The organism is Paracoccus mutanolyticus, from assembly GCF_003285265.1.
Lineage (GTDB): Bacteria > Pseudomonadota > Alphaproteobacteria > Rhodobacterales > Rhodobacteraceae > Paracoccus > Paracoccus yeei.
In genome coordinates, this window is record NZ_CP030239.1 from 3,293,923 (window position 1) to 3,309,601 (window position 15,679).

The following is a 15,679-nucleotide window of genomic DNA, read 5'->3' on the forward strand; positions in this document are numbered from 1 at the left end:
AAAGCCATGAAAACCCTGATCCGCAAGGCCGAAGTCGTCGTGACGATGGACGGCACCCGGCGCGAGATCGCGGGCGGAGATGTGCTGATCGACGGCGGGGTCATCCTTGCCGTCGGTCAAGATCTTGCCGGCGAAGGCGCCGAAATCATCGAGGCCAGGGGCTGCGTCGTCACGCCCGGCCTGGTCAACACCCATCACCATCTGTTCCAGACCCTGACGCGCGCGGTGCCTGCCGCGCAGGACGCGGCGCTGTTTGGCTGGCTGCGCACGCTTTACCCGATCTGGGGGCGCATGACGCCGGGCGACATCCGGCTGTCCGCGCAGATCGGGCTGGCCGAACTGGCGCTGTCGGGCTGCACCTGTTCGTCGGACCACCTGTATCTGTTCCCGAACGGCGCGCGCCTTGACGACAGCATCGAGGCCGCGGCCGAGATCGGCATCCGTTTCCACGCGACCCGGGGCGCCATGTCGATCGGCGAAAGCAAGGGCGGCCTGCCCCCCGATGCGCTGGTCGAATCCGAATCCGCCATCCTGAAGGACAGCGAACGCCTGATCGCCGCCTTCCATGACCCGAACCCCGGCGCCATGGTGCAGGTGGGGCTTGCCCCCTGCTCGCCCTTCTCGGTCAGCCGGGAACTCATGCGCGACGCGGCCATCCTTGCGCGGGAAAAGGGCGTGCGCCTGCACACGCATCTGGCCGAGAATGACGAAGATATCGCCTATTCGCTGCAGAACTTCGGCATGCTGCCCGGCGATTACGCCGAAAGCCTGGGCTGGACCGGGGACGATGTCTGGCACGCGCATTGCGTGAAACTGTCGGACAAGGAAATCGACCTCTTCGCCCGCACCGGCACCGGGGTCGCGCATTGCCCCTGCTCGAACGCGCGGCTCGCCTCGGGCATCGCGCCGGTGCGCGCCATGCGCGACGCAGGCGTGCCGGTGGGCCTGGGCGTCGACGGCTCGGCCAGTAACGATTGCAGCCATCTGGGGCTTGAGGCGCGCCAGGCCATGCTGATGGCCCGGCTGAAGAACGGCCCCGCCGCAATGGGCGCCCGCGAGGCGCTGGAGATCGCGACGCTGGGCGGTGCCCGGGTGCTGGGCCGCACGGACCTTGGCAGCCTGGAACCCGGCAAGCGCGCCGACCTGGTGCTGTGGGACGTGACCGAGCTTGCGGCGGCGGGCGAATGGGACCCGGTCGCGGCCCTTGTGTTCTGCGCCCCGATGCGGCCACGTTCGGTCTATGTCGAGGGGCGCGCCGTGGTCTGCGAACACCGGCTGGTTACCGCCGACCCGCATCACCTCAACGAACAGGCCCGCGCGGCGACCCATCGCCTCGCCAACGGATAGGAGCGAACATGCCCGGCTATCTCACCACCCATGTCCTTGACACCGCGAACGGCACCCCCGCCCAGGGCATGCGGATCGAACTTTATCGGCTCGACCCCGAGCGCCGGCTGCTCAAGGAAACCGTCACCAATCACGACGGCCGCACCGACAGCCAGATCCTGCCCGAAGCCGAATTCCAGACCGGCGAATACGAGCTGGTGTTCCATGTCGGCGAATGGCTGGACGCCCAAGGCCACCAGGCCGCCAAGCCCCGCTTTCTGGACCGGATCCCGCTGCGCTTCGGCATGTCCGAACAGGACCACTACCATGTGCCGCTGCTGATCTCGCCCTACGGGTTCTCGACCTATCGCGGCAGCTGATCCGCAGGACGCAACGACACTGGCCGGGCGCGACGTAGCGCCCCGCCCCAGACCCGGCGCCCGGGCCACGGGAAGCGCCCGCCGCCGCGATCTTCTATCAAAGCTTTATGCAGCCTTAAACTATCCTTGGAAGTCATCGCTGACCAAGGTCGATAAACATCGGCCAAGCTTGCGGGAGGAGATCGCAGGTTCCAGGGAATGGGAGGAGAAAAAGTGCAACCAACCCCAGAAACCACGCCGGTCCGGCCCGAGGACGAAAAGCTGGGGCTTTTCGCGAATCTGGCCTATGGCATCCAGCATATCCTGACCATGTACGGCGGCATCGTCGCCGTGCCGCTGATCGTCGGCCAGGCCGCGGGCCTGTCGCCCGCCGACATCGGGCTTCTGGTCACCGCGTCGCTTTTCGCGGGCGGCGTCGCCACCATCCTGCAGACCATCGGCCTGCCCTTCTTCGGCTGCCAGCTGCCGCTGGTGCAGGGCGTGTCCTTTGCCGGGGTCGCGACGATGATCACCATCTCGGGCAACGGCGGCATCCAGGCCGTCTTTGGCGCGGTGATCGCCGCCTCGCTGATCGGGCTGCTGATCACGCCGATCTTCGCGCGCGTCACCAAGTTCTTTCCGCCGCTGGTGGCGGGCATCGTCATCACCACCATCGGCCTGACGCTGATGCCGGTCGCCGGCCGCTGGGCCATGGGCGGCAACAGCCGGGCCGAGGATTTCGGCAGCACCAGCAACATCCTGCTGGCCGGGGTGACGCTTGCCATCGTGCTGCTGCTCAGCAAGGTCGGCAATGCCACGATCTCGCGCCTGTCGATCCTGCTGGCGCTGGTCGCCGGCACCGCGATCGCCTGGGCAGCGGGCATGACCGACTTCTCGCAGGTGGGCAACGGCCCGGTCGTGGCGCTGCCCGACATCTTCCACTTCGGCTGGCCGACCTTCGGCACCGCCGCGATCCTGTCGATGTTCATCGTCATCCTGGTCACCCTGGTCGAAACCTCGGCCGACATCTTCGCCGTGGGCGAAATCGTCGGCACCAAGGTCGATTCGCGCCGGCTGGGCGATGGCCTGCGCGCCGACATGCTGTCCAGCATGCTTGCGCCGGTCGTGGGTTCATTCACGCAAAGCGCCTTCGCCCAGAACGTCGGCCTGGTCGCCGTCACCGGGGTGAAAAGCCGCTATGTGGTCGCCACCGGCGGCGCGATCCTGGTCTGCCTCGGGCTCTTGCCGATCATGGGCCGGGTCGTGGCCACCATCCCGATGCCGGTCCTCGGCGGCGCGGGCATCGTGCTGTTCGGCACCGTGACGGCCAGCGGCATCCGCACCCTCGCCAAGGTCAACTACCAGGGCAACATGAACCTGATCATCGTGGCGACCTCGATCGGTTTCGGCACCCTGCCGATCATGCTGCCCGAGTTCTATCACCACTTCCCGACTTGGGTGCAGACCATCTTCCACTCGGGAATCAGCTCCTCGGCACTGATGGCGATCCTGCTGAACCTGATGTTCAACTACTTCACCGCCGGGAACTCCGAACAGCCCTCGGTCTTCGGGGCGGCGGCCGAGCGGGTGATCCGCTACACCGACCTCTCGCAGCTGCGCGACGGCGACTATTACCTCGACGGCAAGATGTTCGATGCCGACGGCAAGGAAATCGCCCTGCTTCCGGCCGGGGGCCACTAAGCCAAGACCACGGCCAGGCCGGCAACAGAACCGGGCAGGCCTGCTTCTTTCGTGGAAAAATATCCTGGGGGAGGAGGCGCTGTGCGCCGGAGGGGGCAAAGCCCCCTCTTTTTCATTGCAACCGACGCAAACACGGAAAGATTTTCAACGCAGGCTTAAGACAGCCAAGGCAACTGGCCCGATTTTCCCCTATCCTTGCCCTGCGTTAAGAAAATCCCAGCTAGACAGGAGCACTTCATGTCCGATTTCGCCGTCATCTGGGATTGGCTCGCCTTTGCCATCCGCTGGACGCATGTCGTCACCGCCATCTGCTGGATCGGCTCGTCCTTCTATTTCGTCGCTCTCGACCTTGGCCTGCGCAAGGTGCCGGGCCTGCCGGCCGGCGCGCACGGAGAGGAATGGCAGGTCCATGGCGGCGGCTTCTACCACATCCAGAAATACCTGGTCGCGCCCGAGCGGATGCCCGAGCGCCGGATCGGGTCGGGACTGTAGTCCTGGATCTCGGGGGCCGCCTTATCACGGTCACCACGGGTGGGGTCCGAGCTGTTCCTGATCGACCCGGCCAAGATGGAGCTGGCGCCCTGGCAGGCGATCCTGATCTCGGCCGCCTCGCTGTCGGTGGGCTGGCTGGTCTACACGAACCTCTGCAAGTCCCGCCTGGGCGAGACGCCGACCCTGCTGATGCTGCTGCTGTTCGTCCTGCTGATGGTCATGGGCTGGGGCTACAACCAGGTCTTCACCGGCCGCGCCACCATGCTGCACCTGGGCGCCTTTACCGCCACGATCATGACGGCGAACGTGTTCTTCGTCATCATGCCGAACCAGCGCATCGTCGTCGCCGACCTCAAGGCCGGGCGTCCCGCCGATCCGAAATACGGCAAGATCGCCAAACTGCGCTCGACGCACAACAACTACCTGACGCTGCCGGTCGTCTTCCTGATGCTGTCGAACCACTACCCGCTGGCCTTTGCCCACGACCTGAACTGGGTGATCGCGGGGCTGATCTTCCTGATGGGCGTGACCATTCGGCATTTCTTCAACAGCATGCACGCCGGCAAGGGCTACCTGTGGTGGACCTGGGCGGTCACGACGATCCTGTTCGTCATCGTCATGTGGATCTCGACCGCGCCGATGCTGCGTCAGACGGTCGAGGAATCCGAGGCCCGCATCCTGACCCCGACCCAGCAGGCCATGGTGGACGCGCCCGGCTGGGACGACGCCTATGGCGCCGTCATGGGCCGGTGCAGCATGTGCCACGCAAGAGAGCCCTCGTACGAGGGCATCCACACCGCCCCCAAGGGCGTCCTGCTGGAAACCCCCGACGACATCACCCGCGCGGCGCGGGAAATCTACATCCAGGCCGGCGTGACCAACGCCATGCCCCCCGCGAACGTCAGCTTCATGGAACCGGCCGAACGCCAGGCCATCGTCGACTGGTATCGCTCGCTACCCACGACCTTCGCGCTGAACTGACCGCGGGCGCCGGGGAACGCTCCGCCAGACCACCGACTCGTTGAGAAAATCCCGCCGCCGTGCTATCCTGGAAGGCGGCAAATTATTCTTTACGAGTTCTTTTCATGTCTGGGTTGCCGTCTGCGCCAACGCTGTTGGCCTTTGCCGGCCTTGCCTTCGGACTTGCCGTGACGCCGGGTCCGAACATGGCCTACCTGATATCCTGTTCGATCTGTCGGGGCCGTTGGGCGGGGCTCGTCTCGCTGGGCGGGATCGCCCTGGGATATGTCTTTTACCTGCTTTGCGCGGTGACGGGGGTTGCAGCGATGTTGCTGGCCCAGCCCCGGGCACTGGTGCCGCTCAAGCTGGCGGGCGCGGCCTATCTGGCAGTCCTCGCGGTCCGGCTTCTGGCGGCGGACGGGCTGTTCGGGCGGCCTCCTGCCCAGCATCCCCCGGAAAGCCGAGGCGGGCTGTTCCTGATGGGCTTTCTGACCAACCTGCTGAACCCGGGCGTGGCGTTGCTGTATCTGACGCTGCTGCCCCTGTTCGTCGTGGTGGAGGCGCGAAGCATCTGGCTGCAATCGCTGACCCTGGGTTCCGTGCATATCGTAATCGGGCTTGCCGTCAACGCCGCGGTTGCCCTGACCGCCGGGTCGCTCGCGTTCTTCCTGATCCGCCACACCGGTTGGTTGCGCGGGCAACGCTGGATCACCTCGGGGGCTCTGGCGGTTTTCTCGGCGCAGATACTGGCGGCCCTGTGCTGAAGCCTCAGCCGAAATACCGCTTCGTCTCGCGCGCGATGAAATCGGCGAACAGACGCACCTTGGGGTCCTGCAGCCGCCGATGCGGCGTCAGCACGCCGAATTGCGCGGCCAGCGGCGGGCAGCCGGGCAGGATCTCGACCAGCCGACCCGAGCCAGATGCTCGGCCACCTCGTAATGCGGGCGGTTGGCGATGCCGCGCCCCTCCAGCGCCCAGTCGGTCAGCACGTCGCCGTCGTCGGCGTCGAAATGGCCGTTCACCAGCAGCTTCTGCGGTCCCTCGGGCGTTTGCAGCACCCAGTAATATTCCGGGCTGCGCGGATAGCGCAGCAGCAGGCAGTTGTGCTTGACCAGGTCGTCGGGCTGGCGGGCGTGCCGGTCCTTGTGTCGGTGATGAGGTAGAAGCCCTTGATGCTTTCGAGAGCGGCCTTCCAGTCAGCGGCTGTTCCTGCGGCTTCAAGCTCCGCGAACGACAGGTCGATGTCGTCGTATCCAGGGAACGTGCGGCCCGTGTACGGCTCCCGGAGAATTTCCTTCACCTGAAAGCCGGGATAGTGGTTCTCGAAATTCACGCGGGTCCGCGCTCCCGGGGCGCCGTGACCCGCAAGGCGCCATGCGGATTGCCCGAAAACCCCGAAACGACCGCCTCGGCCTCGTCCAGGGTCTCGATCACCCGGCGCGCGCTGTCATAGAAGGCGCGCCCCACCTCGGTCGGGACCAGCTTGCGGGTGGTGCGGTTCAGCAGCCGCACGCCGAAGCGCGTCTCGAGATCCTTGATGCGATTCGAGGCAACTGCCGGCGACATGCGCAGATCGCGCCCGCCCGCCGTGATCGACCCCAGTTCGATCACCCGCACGAAAACCCGAAGACTTTCAAGATATGGCACGGCTCTCACCTGCTTCTTTCAAGGAACGGCTGAAAGTCTTATGCTCAATCCATCGTTTCGCAAAGGCCAATTCGCATCTAGGCTTGCCTTATACCCAGCGATGCCAGCGAGGACATGATGGGCGGCGAGATACGCTTTCTGCTGAACAATACCGAGATCCGCCTGACCGAGGCGGGGTCGCGCGACACGCTTCTGGATTTCCTGCGGCTGAACCGCCGCCTGACCGGCACCAAGGAAGGCTGCGCCGAAGGCGACTGCGGCGCCTGCACCGTCCTGGTCGGCCGGCTGCACCACGGCGCGCTGCGCTATGAACCGATCAACGCCTGCATCCGCTTCCTGGCGTCGTGCCACGGCGCCATGTGGTTACGGTCGAGCATCTGCGCGGCCCGGACGGCGGCCTGACGCGGTCCAGGCGGCGATGGTCGAACACCACGGCAGCCAGTGCGGCTTTTGCACGCCGGGCTTTGTCATGGCGCTTTACGGGCTGTGGATGTCCGATCCGCGCCCCGACATGCTGGCCATCGAAACCGCGCTGCAAGGCAACCTGTGCCGCTGCACCGGCTATGAGCCCATCGTCAAGGCGGCCTTCGCGGCCTCCGAGGCGGGCGGCCAGAACTTCGACGCGCTGACCGTCGAACGCGACCGCGTGACGGCGGCGCTGGCCGCGATCCCGGCCGAGCGGGTCGAGGTCGCGCGCGGCGACGACCGCGCCATCCTGCCCGCCGATGCCGCCGACCTGGCAGCGGTGCTGGCCGACAATCCCAAGGCCACCATCGTCGCCGGGGCGACCGACGTGGGCCTGTGGGTGACGAAATTCCTGCGCGACATTTCGCCCGCCGTGTTCATCGGCCATCTGGCCGACCTCAAGCACATCCACATCACGCCGGGCCATATCACCATCGGCGCGGGCGTCACCTATACCGAGTTCGAGCCCTTTGTCCTGCAGCATTTCCCCGAGGCGCTGGACTATTGGCGCCGCATCGGCGGCTGGCAGGTCAGGAACGCCGGCACCATCGGCGGCAACGTCGCGAACGGCTCGCCCATCGGGGAAACCCCGCCGCTGCTGATCGCGCTGGGGGCCACGGTCCGGCTGCGCAGCACCAAGGGCACGCGCGAGGTCGCGGTCGAGGATTACTTCATCGACTACGGCAAGCAGGACCGCCGCCCGGGCGAGTTCGTGGAATCGGTCACCGTGCCGCTGAAGGGCGACGCGCGCATCGCGGCCTACAAGGTCAGCAAACGCCACCACGCCGACATCACCGCATCCGCCGCCGCCTTCCGGGTGGAAACCGACGGGGCGACCATTACCTCTGCGCGCGTGGCCTTCGGCGGCATGGCCGCCATCCCGAAACGCGCCGCCCGGGCCGAGGCCGCACTGAAGGGCCAGCCCTTCACCGCCGAAACCTTCGAGGCCGCCGCGCAGGCTGTCGGGGGCGACTTCCAGCCGCTGTCCGACTGGCGGGCCACGGCCGAATACCGCCAGCACCTTGCCGCCAACTTCTTCCGCCGCTTCTGGCTTGAACAGTCGGGCGCGGAACACCGCCTGAGGAGGGTCGAATGAAACAGGACGTTTTCGTCAAGGGCGCCGCCCATACGTCTATCATCCACGACTCGGCCGTCAAGCACGTGACCGGCCGCGCCGACTATACCGACGACCTGCTGGAGCCCGTGGGCACGCTGCACGGCATCTGGGCCTGTCGTCGGTCGCGCTGGCCGCATCACCGCGATGGACCTGGATGCCGTGCGCGCCGCGCCGGGCGTGGTCTGCGTCCTGACGGCCGAGGACATCCCGGGCATGAACGACATCAGCCCGAACGGCCATCACGACGATCCGGTCTTTGCCACGCCCGAGGTGCATTTCCTGGGCCAGCCGATCTTTGCCGTCATCGCCGAAACCCGCGACCAGGCGCGGCGCGCCTGCACCCTGGCCCGCGTGGAGTATGACGAACTGCCCTTTGCGCTGGACGCCATCGGGGCGCGCGACGCGGGCCTGGGCTATGTGACCAAGCCCCTGAAGCTGGCGCGCGGCGACATGGCGGAACTGGACCGCGCACCGCGCCGCCTGTCGGGCCGGCTGACCGTCGGCGGGCAGGAACATTTCTATCTGGAAAGCCAGATCGCCTTCGCCATCCCGGGCGAGGATGACGACGTGATCGTCCACACCTCGACCCAGCACCCGTCCGAGGTGCAGCACATGGTCGCCCATGTGCTGGGCATCCCCTCGAACGCGGTCGTCGTCAACGTGCGCCGCATGGGCGGCGGCTTCGGCGGCAAGGAATCGCAGATGAACATCTTCTGCGTCACCGCCGCCCTGGCCGCGAAAAAGCTGCACCGCCCGGTCAAGATCCGCCCCGACCGCGACGACGACTTCCAGATCACCGGCAAGCGGCACGACTTCGTCATCGACTACAATGTCGGCTATGACGAAAGCGGCAAGATCCATGCGGTGGATGCCGATTTCTACGCCCGCTGCGGCTTTTCGGCGGACCTTTCGGGCCCCGTCACCGACCGGGCGCTGTTTCACGCCGACAACGCCTACTACTATCCGGCCGTGGAACTGCGCAGCCACCCGATGCGCACCAACACCTGCTCGAACACCGCCTTCCGCGGCTTCGGCGGTCCGCAGGGCGTCGTCATGGCCGAGCGCATCGTCGAGGACATCGCCTATGCGCTGAACCGCGACCCGCTGGAAATCCGCAAGCTGAACCTCTACCAGAACGGCCAGCTGACCCCCTATCACCAGGAGGTCGAGGACCAGATCCTGCCGCGCATCTTCGAGGAGCTCGAGGCCAGCAGCGACTATCACGCCCGGCGCCAGGCGGTACTGGACTGGAACGCGCGCGCCGGCACCATCCGCAAGGGCATCGCCCTGACCCCGGTCAAGTTCGGCATCAGCTTCACCGCGACCTGGTTCAACCAGGCGGGCGCGCTGATCCACATCTATACCGACGGCTCGATCCACCTGAACCACGGCGGGACCGAAATGGGCCAGGGCCTGAACACCAAGGTCGCCCAGGTGGTGGCCGAGGCCCTGGGCGTCGACATCGACCGCATCAAGATCACCAAGACCACGACCGAAAAGGTCCCGAACACCTCGGCCACGGCGGCAAGCTCCGGCTCGGACCTGAACGGCATGGCGGCGCTGGATGCCTGCCGGCAGCTGGTCGAACGCCTGACCGCCTTTGCCGCCGAGGCCAAGAAGGTCGCCCCCGAACTGGTCAGCATCGGCGAGACGGTGCGCATCGGGGACGAGGAGATTCCGTTCCAGGACTTCATCAACACCGCCTATCTGGCGCGGGTGCAGATGTCGGCCGCGGGGTTCTACAAGACACCCAAGATCCACTGGAACCGCGACACCGGACAAGGCCGGCCGTTCTATTACTACGCCTATGGCGCCGCCTGCTCCGAGGTCTCGGTCGACACGCTGACCGGCGAATATGTCATCGAACGCGCCGACGTGCTGCATGACGTGGGCCGCAGCCTGAACCCCGCGCTCGACAAGGGCCAGGTCGAGGGCGCCTTCGTCCAGGGCACCGGCTGGCTGACCTGCGAGGAACTCTGGTGGGACGCCAAGGGGCGGCTGCGCACCCACGCCCCCTCGACCTACAAGATCCCGCTGGCATCCGACCGGCCCAAGGTCTTCAATGTGGCCCTCGCCGACTGGTCGGTGAACCGCGAAAACACCATCAAGCGGTCCAAGGCCGTGGGCGAGCCGCCCTTCATGCTGGGCATCAGCGTCTTCCAGGCGCTGAACATGGCGGTCGCCAGCTTCAACGGCTATCGCGAAAACCCGCGCATCGACGCGCCCGCGACGCCCGAACGCGTGCTGATGGCGATCGAGGCGCTGCGATGATCCGCGTCCTGGTCACCCATACGCGCGGCTCGACCCCGCGCGAGGCCGGGGCCGAGATGATGGTGTCCGAGACCACGACCATCGGCACCATCGGCGGTGGGCAGCTGGAATACATGGCCATCGACCGCGCCCGCCAGATGCTGGCGCGGGGCGAGCTTACCGCCCGGATGAACGTGCCGCTGGGCCCCGAGATCGGCCAGTGCTGCGGCGGCCGGGTCGAACTCGCGCTGACCCGCAGCGACCGGATGCCCACCCATCCCGACCATCCGCAGGTCCTGATCTTCGGCGCGGGACATGTCGGCCGGGCGTGTCCCGCGCCCTGTCGCTCCTGCCGCTGCGCCCGATCCTGATCGACCAGCGGGCGCCCGAAATCGCGCAGGCGCCGGGCGAAAGCCGCCTGACGCCCCTGCCCGAGGCCGAGATCCGCCACGCCCCCTACGGCACCAGCCATGTCATCCTGACCCATGACCATGCGCTGGACTTCCTGCTGGCGGCCGAGGCGCTGCGCCGCATGGACGCGCCCTATATCGGCATGATCGGCTCCAAGACCAAGCTGGCGCAGTTCCGCCGCTTTGCCCGCGCCCAGGGGCTGGACACCGACCGGCTGACCTGCCCCATCGGCGCCGGCTACAGCCATGACAAGCGCCCCGAGGTCATCGCCGCCTTCACCGCCGCCGAGATCATCGGCCGCCTGACCCAAACCGTTTCCTTGTTGAACAAATACCCATGCGACAGCTGATCCGGGGGCGCACGCTCTCCTTCCACGCCGACCCTGTGGAAACCGAAGACGCCTTCACCTATCACGAGGACGGCGCCGTCATCACCCATGACGGCCGGATCGAGGCCGTAGGCGATTACGCCGCCCTGCGCGGCCTGGGCCTGCCCGAAATCGACCACCGCCCGCACCTGATCCTGCCCGGCTTCATCGACACCCATATCCATTTCCCGCAGGTGCAGGTGGTGGCAAGCTGGGGCGCGCAGCTTCTCGATTGGCTGAACACCTATACCTTCCCCGAGGAAAGCCGCTTCGCCCAACAGGGCCATGCTCCGCAGATGGCCGAGCATTTCCTGAACCTGCTCCTTGCCCATGGCACGACAACCGCGGTCGCCTTCTGTTCGGTCCATCCGCAATCGGCCGAGGCGCTGTTCTCCGCCGCCGACCGGCGGAACATGGCGATGATCGCCGGCAAGGTGATGATGGACCGCAACGCCCCCGAAGGCGTCCTGGACACGCCCCAGCAGGGCTATGACGACAGCAAGGCGCTGATCGCGAAATGGCACGGCACCGGCCGCCAGCGCTATGCCATCACCCCGCGCTTCGCCATCACCTCGACGCCCGAGCAGATGGAGATGGCCGGCCAGCTGGTGCGCGAACATCCCGACCGCACAAATACCAGACGCAGCCTGATGGAGATCAGGGACGAGATCGCCTTGCTGACCCAGGAAGAGCGCGCGATTACCTGGACATCTACGAAACCTACGGCCTCTTGGGCGACAAGATCCTGCTCGGCCATTCCATCCATCTCGAGGAACGCGAGATCGCCCGCATGGCCGAGACCGGCAGCCATCCGGTGTTCTGCCCGACCTCGAACCTGTTCCTGGGCTCGGGTCTTTTCGACGAAGGCGGCCTGCGGGCGCGCGGCATCTCATCGGGCATCGCCACCGACATCGGCGGCGGCACCAGCTATTCCATGCTGCAGACCCTGAACGAGGGCTACAAGATCCTGCAATTGCGCGGGCAGAAGCTGCACCCCTTCGCCGCCTATCACTGGGCCACCCGCGGCAATGCCCGCGTGCTGGGGATGGAGGACGAGATCGGCACCCTGGCCCCCGGCTCGATGGCCGACCTGGTGGTGCTCGACAGCCGCGCGACGCCCGCCATGGCGCTGCGGATGGAACGCGCCACGACGCTCGCCGAGGAACTGTTCATCCTGCAGATCATGGGCGACGACCGCAGCGTGGCCCAGACCTATGTCGCAGGCCAGCCCATGCTGGACCTGCCGTCCGCGACGCCCTGACCCGCCCGACCCGGCGTCACAGGTCGATCGTCACGGCGCCGATGGGGCGGGAACAGCAGGCCAGGATGTAGCCCGCCTCGATGTCCTCGTCGGTGATGCCGCCGTTGTGGACCATGTGGACCTGCCCCGACAGCTTCTGCACCTGGCAGGTGCCGCAGATGCCCATGCCGCAGCCCGACGGGATCGGGATGCCCGCCGCGCGCGCGGTAGCCAGGATCGTCTCGGTTTCGGCCGCGCGGGCGGTCTTGCCCGAGGCGGCGAAGGTCACCTCGGCCAAGGCGCCGTCCTGGGGCACGATGTCCTCGGGCACCGCCTCGGCCTGGGCCGGGGGACCGCCAAAGCTATCCTGGTGATAGCGGGCCATGTCATAGCCCAGCCCGTGCAGGATGTCGCGCACCGCCTGCATGAAAGGCTCGGGCCCGCAGCAATAGACGTCGCGCTCCAGATAGTCGGGCGCGATCAGCCCCAGCATCAGCTGGTTGAAGATGCCGCGAAACCCGGTCCAGGGGCGATAGGGGTCGGGCGCCTCGACGATCCATTTCAGGTCGATGCCGGCAACGCGGGTCGCCATATGCTCCAGACGCTCGCGGAAGATGATCTCGGACGGGCGGCGCGCGCAGTTGACGAAGACGATGTCCGGGTCGCGCCCGGAATCGTACAGAAAGGTCGTCATCGACATCATCGGCGTGATGCCCGACCCGGCCGAGATGAACAGATATTTCTCGGCCGGCGCCCGCATCATCGAAAAGGCGCCCGCCGGCCCCCTGGCGCGGATGCGCATGCCCGGCCGCAGATGGTCGAACATCCAGCGTGTCCCGACGGAGTCGCGCTGCGCCTTGACCGCACCGTCAGCGAGGTCGGCCGCGACGGCGAGGACGAGATCGTATAGGTGCGATGCACCGCGCCTTCGGGCAGGGGCAGTTCCAGCGTCAGGAACTGCCCCGGCTCATAGCTGAACAACGCGCCGGTGGGGCTGCGAAAGCAGAAGGTCATCACATCCGGCGCCTCTTGCAGGAACGAGGCGCATTCCAGTTCTTCCGCGTCGCTCCAGAAGGCCAGGGTCGGTTTCACCAGCGCGTTCATGGTCACTCGGCCGCCATGCGCTGGGGCGCGAGCGCGCGTTCCATCCAGTCGGCATACCAGTCGATGAACTGGACCACGCCGCTTTCCCAGTCCGGCGAATAGGGACCGGGCACATAGGCGGGCGAGAAGATGCCCTCCTGGTTCGTCTCGACGATCTCGCGATCCTCGTCGTTGGTGGCGATCCAGACCTCGGTCAGGCGCTTCAGGTCATAGTCCACGCCCTCGACCGCGTCCTTGTGGACCAGCCAGGTGGTCGTGACCTCGGTCTCGGTCGGGCTGATCGGCATGACGCGGAAGGTCAGCGAATGGTCGGGCAGGAAATGGTTCCAGGTGCTGGGATAGTGGAACATCAGCAGCGACCCGGCATCGGGCTTGGCGACGCGGCCCAACTGGCGGGCGACGGCGGCCTTGCCGTCCATGGTGTAGCTGACCGCGGTTTCCTGCAGCGGCATCCGCGCCAGGCGGAACTGCCCGTCGCCGCCCAGCAGGAACTGCGCCGGCGCGCCCGCCGCCGCGCAGGCGTCGAAGTGGTTCTGCAGCCGGGCCGAGATCGAGCCGTCGGCCGAGACGCCCGCGACCTCGGGGTCCAGCGGGAAGGACCGGCACAGCGCCGGGTGGTTGCCGCTGCAATGATAGCATTCGCGGTTGTTTTCCCAGACCAGCTTCCAGTTGCCCTTCTCCACGATGGTCGAGGAATAGGCGACCTTGGCATCGGTCAGGTCGTGGACGGCCAGGTAGGGCTCGGCCGCGCGGGCGAATTCGTCGAAATCCGGCGGGTTGTCGGCCAGGCAGACATAGATCAGCCCGCGCAGGTTCTTCAGCGCGACCGGCTTCAGCCCGTGCTGGCCGGGATCGAAGTCGGGCCCCATGTTGCTGGCCCAGACAAGCTTGCCGTCCAGGTCGTAGGTCCACTGGTGATAGGGGCAGACCAGCTTGGCGACCTGGCCCTCGCGCGCCTTGCACACGATCGAGCCGCGATGCCGGCAGGAATTGTGGAACGCCCGGATCTCTCCGTCGCGGCCCTTCACGATGACGACGTTATAGGCGCCGATCTTCAGCGTGGCATAGCTGCCGGTCTTGACCAGCTGGCAGGCCGGGATGGCGAACAGCCAGTCGCGATAGAAGATGTTTTCCAGGTCCAGCTGATAGACCTCGGGCGAGGTGTAGAAGGGCTGCTCCAGCGCGTGGCCGGGCGTGCGGCGGGCCAGAAGATCGTGGATCGAGGGTTGGGTGGCGGACATGGCGGCTTCCGGGTTGGGGTTGATCTGGCGCCGATGGTGGCGCAGGCCGGGCTTTCTTGACAACGGCAGAAAAATTCATTCGGATTATCTCAGATAAACCCAGACCGGCGGAAACCCGTGCCCAGGCCCTATGATTTCTCGTCCATGACCGCGCTGATCTGTTTCGAGGCGGCGGCGCGCAACGCCAGCTTCAAGGCGGCGGCGCAGGAAATGAACGTGACGCCCGCCGCCGTTAGCCACCAGATCAAGGCGCTGGAACAGGACCTTGGCTGCGCCCTGTTCATCCGCCGGCACCGCGGGGTCGAACTGACCGAGCGGGGCGCGGTCCTGCTGGTCTCGCTGCAACGCAGCTTCGAGACGATCTCGGACACCGTCAGCCGGCTGCGCGACCGCCCCGACGCGGTGGACGTGACCATCCGCACGACCACGGCCGTCAGCGCGCTGTGGCTGACCCCCAAGATCACCGCCTTCTGGAAGATCCACCCCCGGATACCGTGTCGCAGATCATCAGCGACGTGGCCGGGGCCTTCAGCCGGCACGACATCAGCATCGGCTATGCCACGCCCGAAGGAAACGGCGATGACTGGCGCGAGATCTTTCGCGACCGCATCCTGGCCTATGGCACGCCGCGCTTTGCCCTGGACCACGCCATTCGCGGCGTGCGTGACCTGCTGACCGCGCCGCTGGTCCACATGAGCGATGACCGCAGCGGCTGGATCGGCTGGGGCGACTGGTTCCGGGAACTGGGCCTGCCGCAGCCGTCGGGGCGCAGCTTCTTTGTCAACAACCACATGATCGCCCTGCAGGCGGCCGAGGACGATGTCGGCGCGGTCCTGGGCTGGGAGGGTCTGATGACCCGCGCCGTCCAGGGCGGCCGGCTGGTCGCGCTGGTGCCCGAGGGCATCCCCTCGCCTGTGGCCTTTTCGCTGCGGCTCAATCCGCGCGCCTCGGCCAAGGCCCGGCTGTTCGCCGACTGGCTGGTGCAAAGCGCATAGGCCC

9 protein-coding genes and 6 pseudogenes are annotated in these 15,679 nt (G+C 66.7%); 12 read left to right on the plus strand and 3 right to left on the minus strand.

Annotated elements, in window-relative coordinates; genetic code table 11:
• The first annotated feature begins 6 nt into the window (after positions 1-6).
• The 5 genes and pseudogenes from DPM13_RS17980 to DPM13_RS18000 all read left to right on the plus strand — a co-directional run bounded on the left by DPM13_RS17980 (position 7) and on the right by DPM13_RS18000 (position 5,602).
• Positions 7-1,347 (plus strand): 8-oxoguanine deaminase, encoded by a 1,341-nt coding sequence (locus tag DPM13_RS17980; protein ID WP_028719069.1) that lies wholly within the window; start codon positions 7-9, stop codon positions 1,345-1,347.
• Between the two features lie 8 nt (positions 1,348-1,355).
• Positions 1,356-1,706, plus strand: coding sequence for a hydroxyisourate hydrolase (gene uraH, locus DPM13_RS17985; protein WP_112888548.1), 351 nt, complete (start codon positions 1,356-1,358; stop codon positions 1,704-1,706).
• A gap of 213 nt (positions 1,707-1,919) precedes the next feature.
• Entirely contained in the window at positions 1,920-3,386 is a 1,467-nt protein-coding gene (locus tag DPM13_RS17990; protein WP_223252154.1) for a nucleobase:cation symporter-2 family protein, read from the plus strand.
• 237 nt (positions 3,387-3,623) lie between these two features.
• A pseudogene (locus DPM13_RS17995) lies at positions 3,624-4,859 on the plus strand (urate hydroxylase PuuD).
• 185 nt (positions 4,860-5,044) lie between these two features.
• Positions 5,045-5,602, plus strand: a complete 558-nt coding sequence (locus DPM13_RS18000) for a LysE family translocator (protein ID WP_262983182.1) — start codon at positions 5,045-5,047, stop codon at positions 5,600-5,602.
• A gap of 4 nt (positions 5,603-5,606) precedes the next feature.
• Here the strand turns inward: DPM13_RS18000 and DPM13_RS24240 are convergent.
• A pseudogene (locus DPM13_RS24240) lies at positions 5,607-6,485 on the minus strand (LysR family transcriptional regulator).
• 117 nt (positions 6,486-6,602) lie between these two features.
• Here DPM13_RS24240 and xdhA point away from each other — a divergent pair.
• From xdhA to guaD, 5 genes and pseudogenes are all read left to right on the plus strand, one after another.
• Positions 6,603-8,046 (plus strand): annotated as a pseudogene (gene xdhA / locus DPM13_RS18015) (xanthine dehydrogenase small subunit).
• Positions 8,043-10,338 (plus strand): annotated as a pseudogene (xdhB, locus tag DPM13_RS18020) (xanthine dehydrogenase molybdopterin binding subunit). The pseudogenes xdhA and xdhB overlap by 4 nt, the downstream one beginning before the upstream one ends.
• Positions 10,335-10,688: an XdhC family protein gene (locus DPM13_RS24245; protein ID WP_223252156.1), complete on the plus strand. Its 354-nt coding sequence runs from the start codon at positions 10,335-10,337 to the stop codon at positions 10,686-10,688. The pseudogene xdhB and the gene DPM13_RS24245 overlap by 4 nt, the downstream one beginning before the upstream one ends.
• On the plus strand, positions 10,646-11,077 hold the full coding sequence (locus DPM13_RS24250; protein ID WP_223252157.1) for an XdhC family protein: 432 nt from the start codon (positions 10,646-10,648) through the stop codon (positions 11,075-11,077). Before DPM13_RS24245 ends, DPM13_RS24250 begins: the two co-directional genes overlap by 43 nt.
• A pseudogene (guaD, locus tag DPM13_RS18030) lies at positions 11,065-12,356 on the plus strand (guanine deaminase). The gene DPM13_RS24250 and the pseudogene guaD overlap by 13 nt, the downstream one beginning before the upstream one ends.
• Before the next feature lie 16 nt (positions 12,357-12,372).
• Here guaD and DPM13_RS18035 read toward each other — a convergent pair.
• Together DPM13_RS18035 and DPM13_RS18040 are read right to left on the minus strand one after the other, a co-directional pair.
• A pseudogene (locus DPM13_RS18035) lies at positions 12,373-13,439 on the minus strand (2Fe-2S iron-sulfur cluster-binding protein).
• Positions 13,440-13,441: 2 nt separating this feature from the next.
• The gene (locus tag DPM13_RS18040) at positions 13,442-14,680 is read right to left on the minus strand and encodes an aromatic ring-hydroxylating oxygenase subunit alpha (protein WP_028719080.1); all 1,239 of its coding nucleotides are present in this window, start codon (positions 14,678-14,680) and stop codon (positions 13,442-13,444) included.
• Positions 14,681-14,797: 117 nt separating this feature from the next.
• Here DPM13_RS18040 and DPM13_RS26280 point away from each other — a divergent pair, with 117 nt between their 5' ends.
• Together DPM13_RS26280 and DPM13_RS26285 are read left to right on the plus strand one after the other, a co-directional pair.
• A complete protein-coding gene (locus DPM13_RS26280) occupies positions 14,798-15,355 on the plus strand; it encodes a LysR family transcriptional regulator (protein WP_317616341.1) in 558 nt (185 codons plus the stop codon).
• Positions 15,274-15,675, plus strand: coding sequence for a LysR substrate-binding domain-containing protein (locus DPM13_RS26285; protein WP_317616454.1), 402 nt, complete (start codon positions 15,274-15,276; stop codon positions 15,673-15,675). Before DPM13_RS26280 ends, DPM13_RS26285 begins: the two co-directional genes overlap by 82 nt.
• Positions 15,676-15,679: the final 4 nt, after the last annotated feature.

Excerpts from the sequence above, each read along its gene's own strand:
- DPM13_RS17980 (WP_028719069.1), top strand. The coding sequence starts at position 7 with ATGAAAACCCTGATCCGCAAGGCCGAAGTCGTCGTGACGATGGACGGC.
- uraH (WP_112888548.1), top strand. The coding sequence starts at position 1,356 with ATGCCCGGCTATCTCACCACCCATGTCCTTGACACCGCGAACGGCACC.
- DPM13_RS18000 (WP_262983182.1), top strand. The coding sequence starts at position 5,045 with ATGGCCTACCTGATATCCTGTTCGATCTGTCGGGGCCGTTGGGCGGGG.
- DPM13_RS24245 (WP_223252156.1), top strand. The coding sequence starts at position 10,335 with ATGATCCGCGTCCTGGTCACCCATACGCGCGGCTCGACCCCGCGCGAG.
- DPM13_RS18040 (WP_028719080.1), bottom strand. The coding sequence starts at position 14,680 with ATGTCCGCCACCCAACCCTCGATCCACGATCTTCTGGCCCGCCGCACG.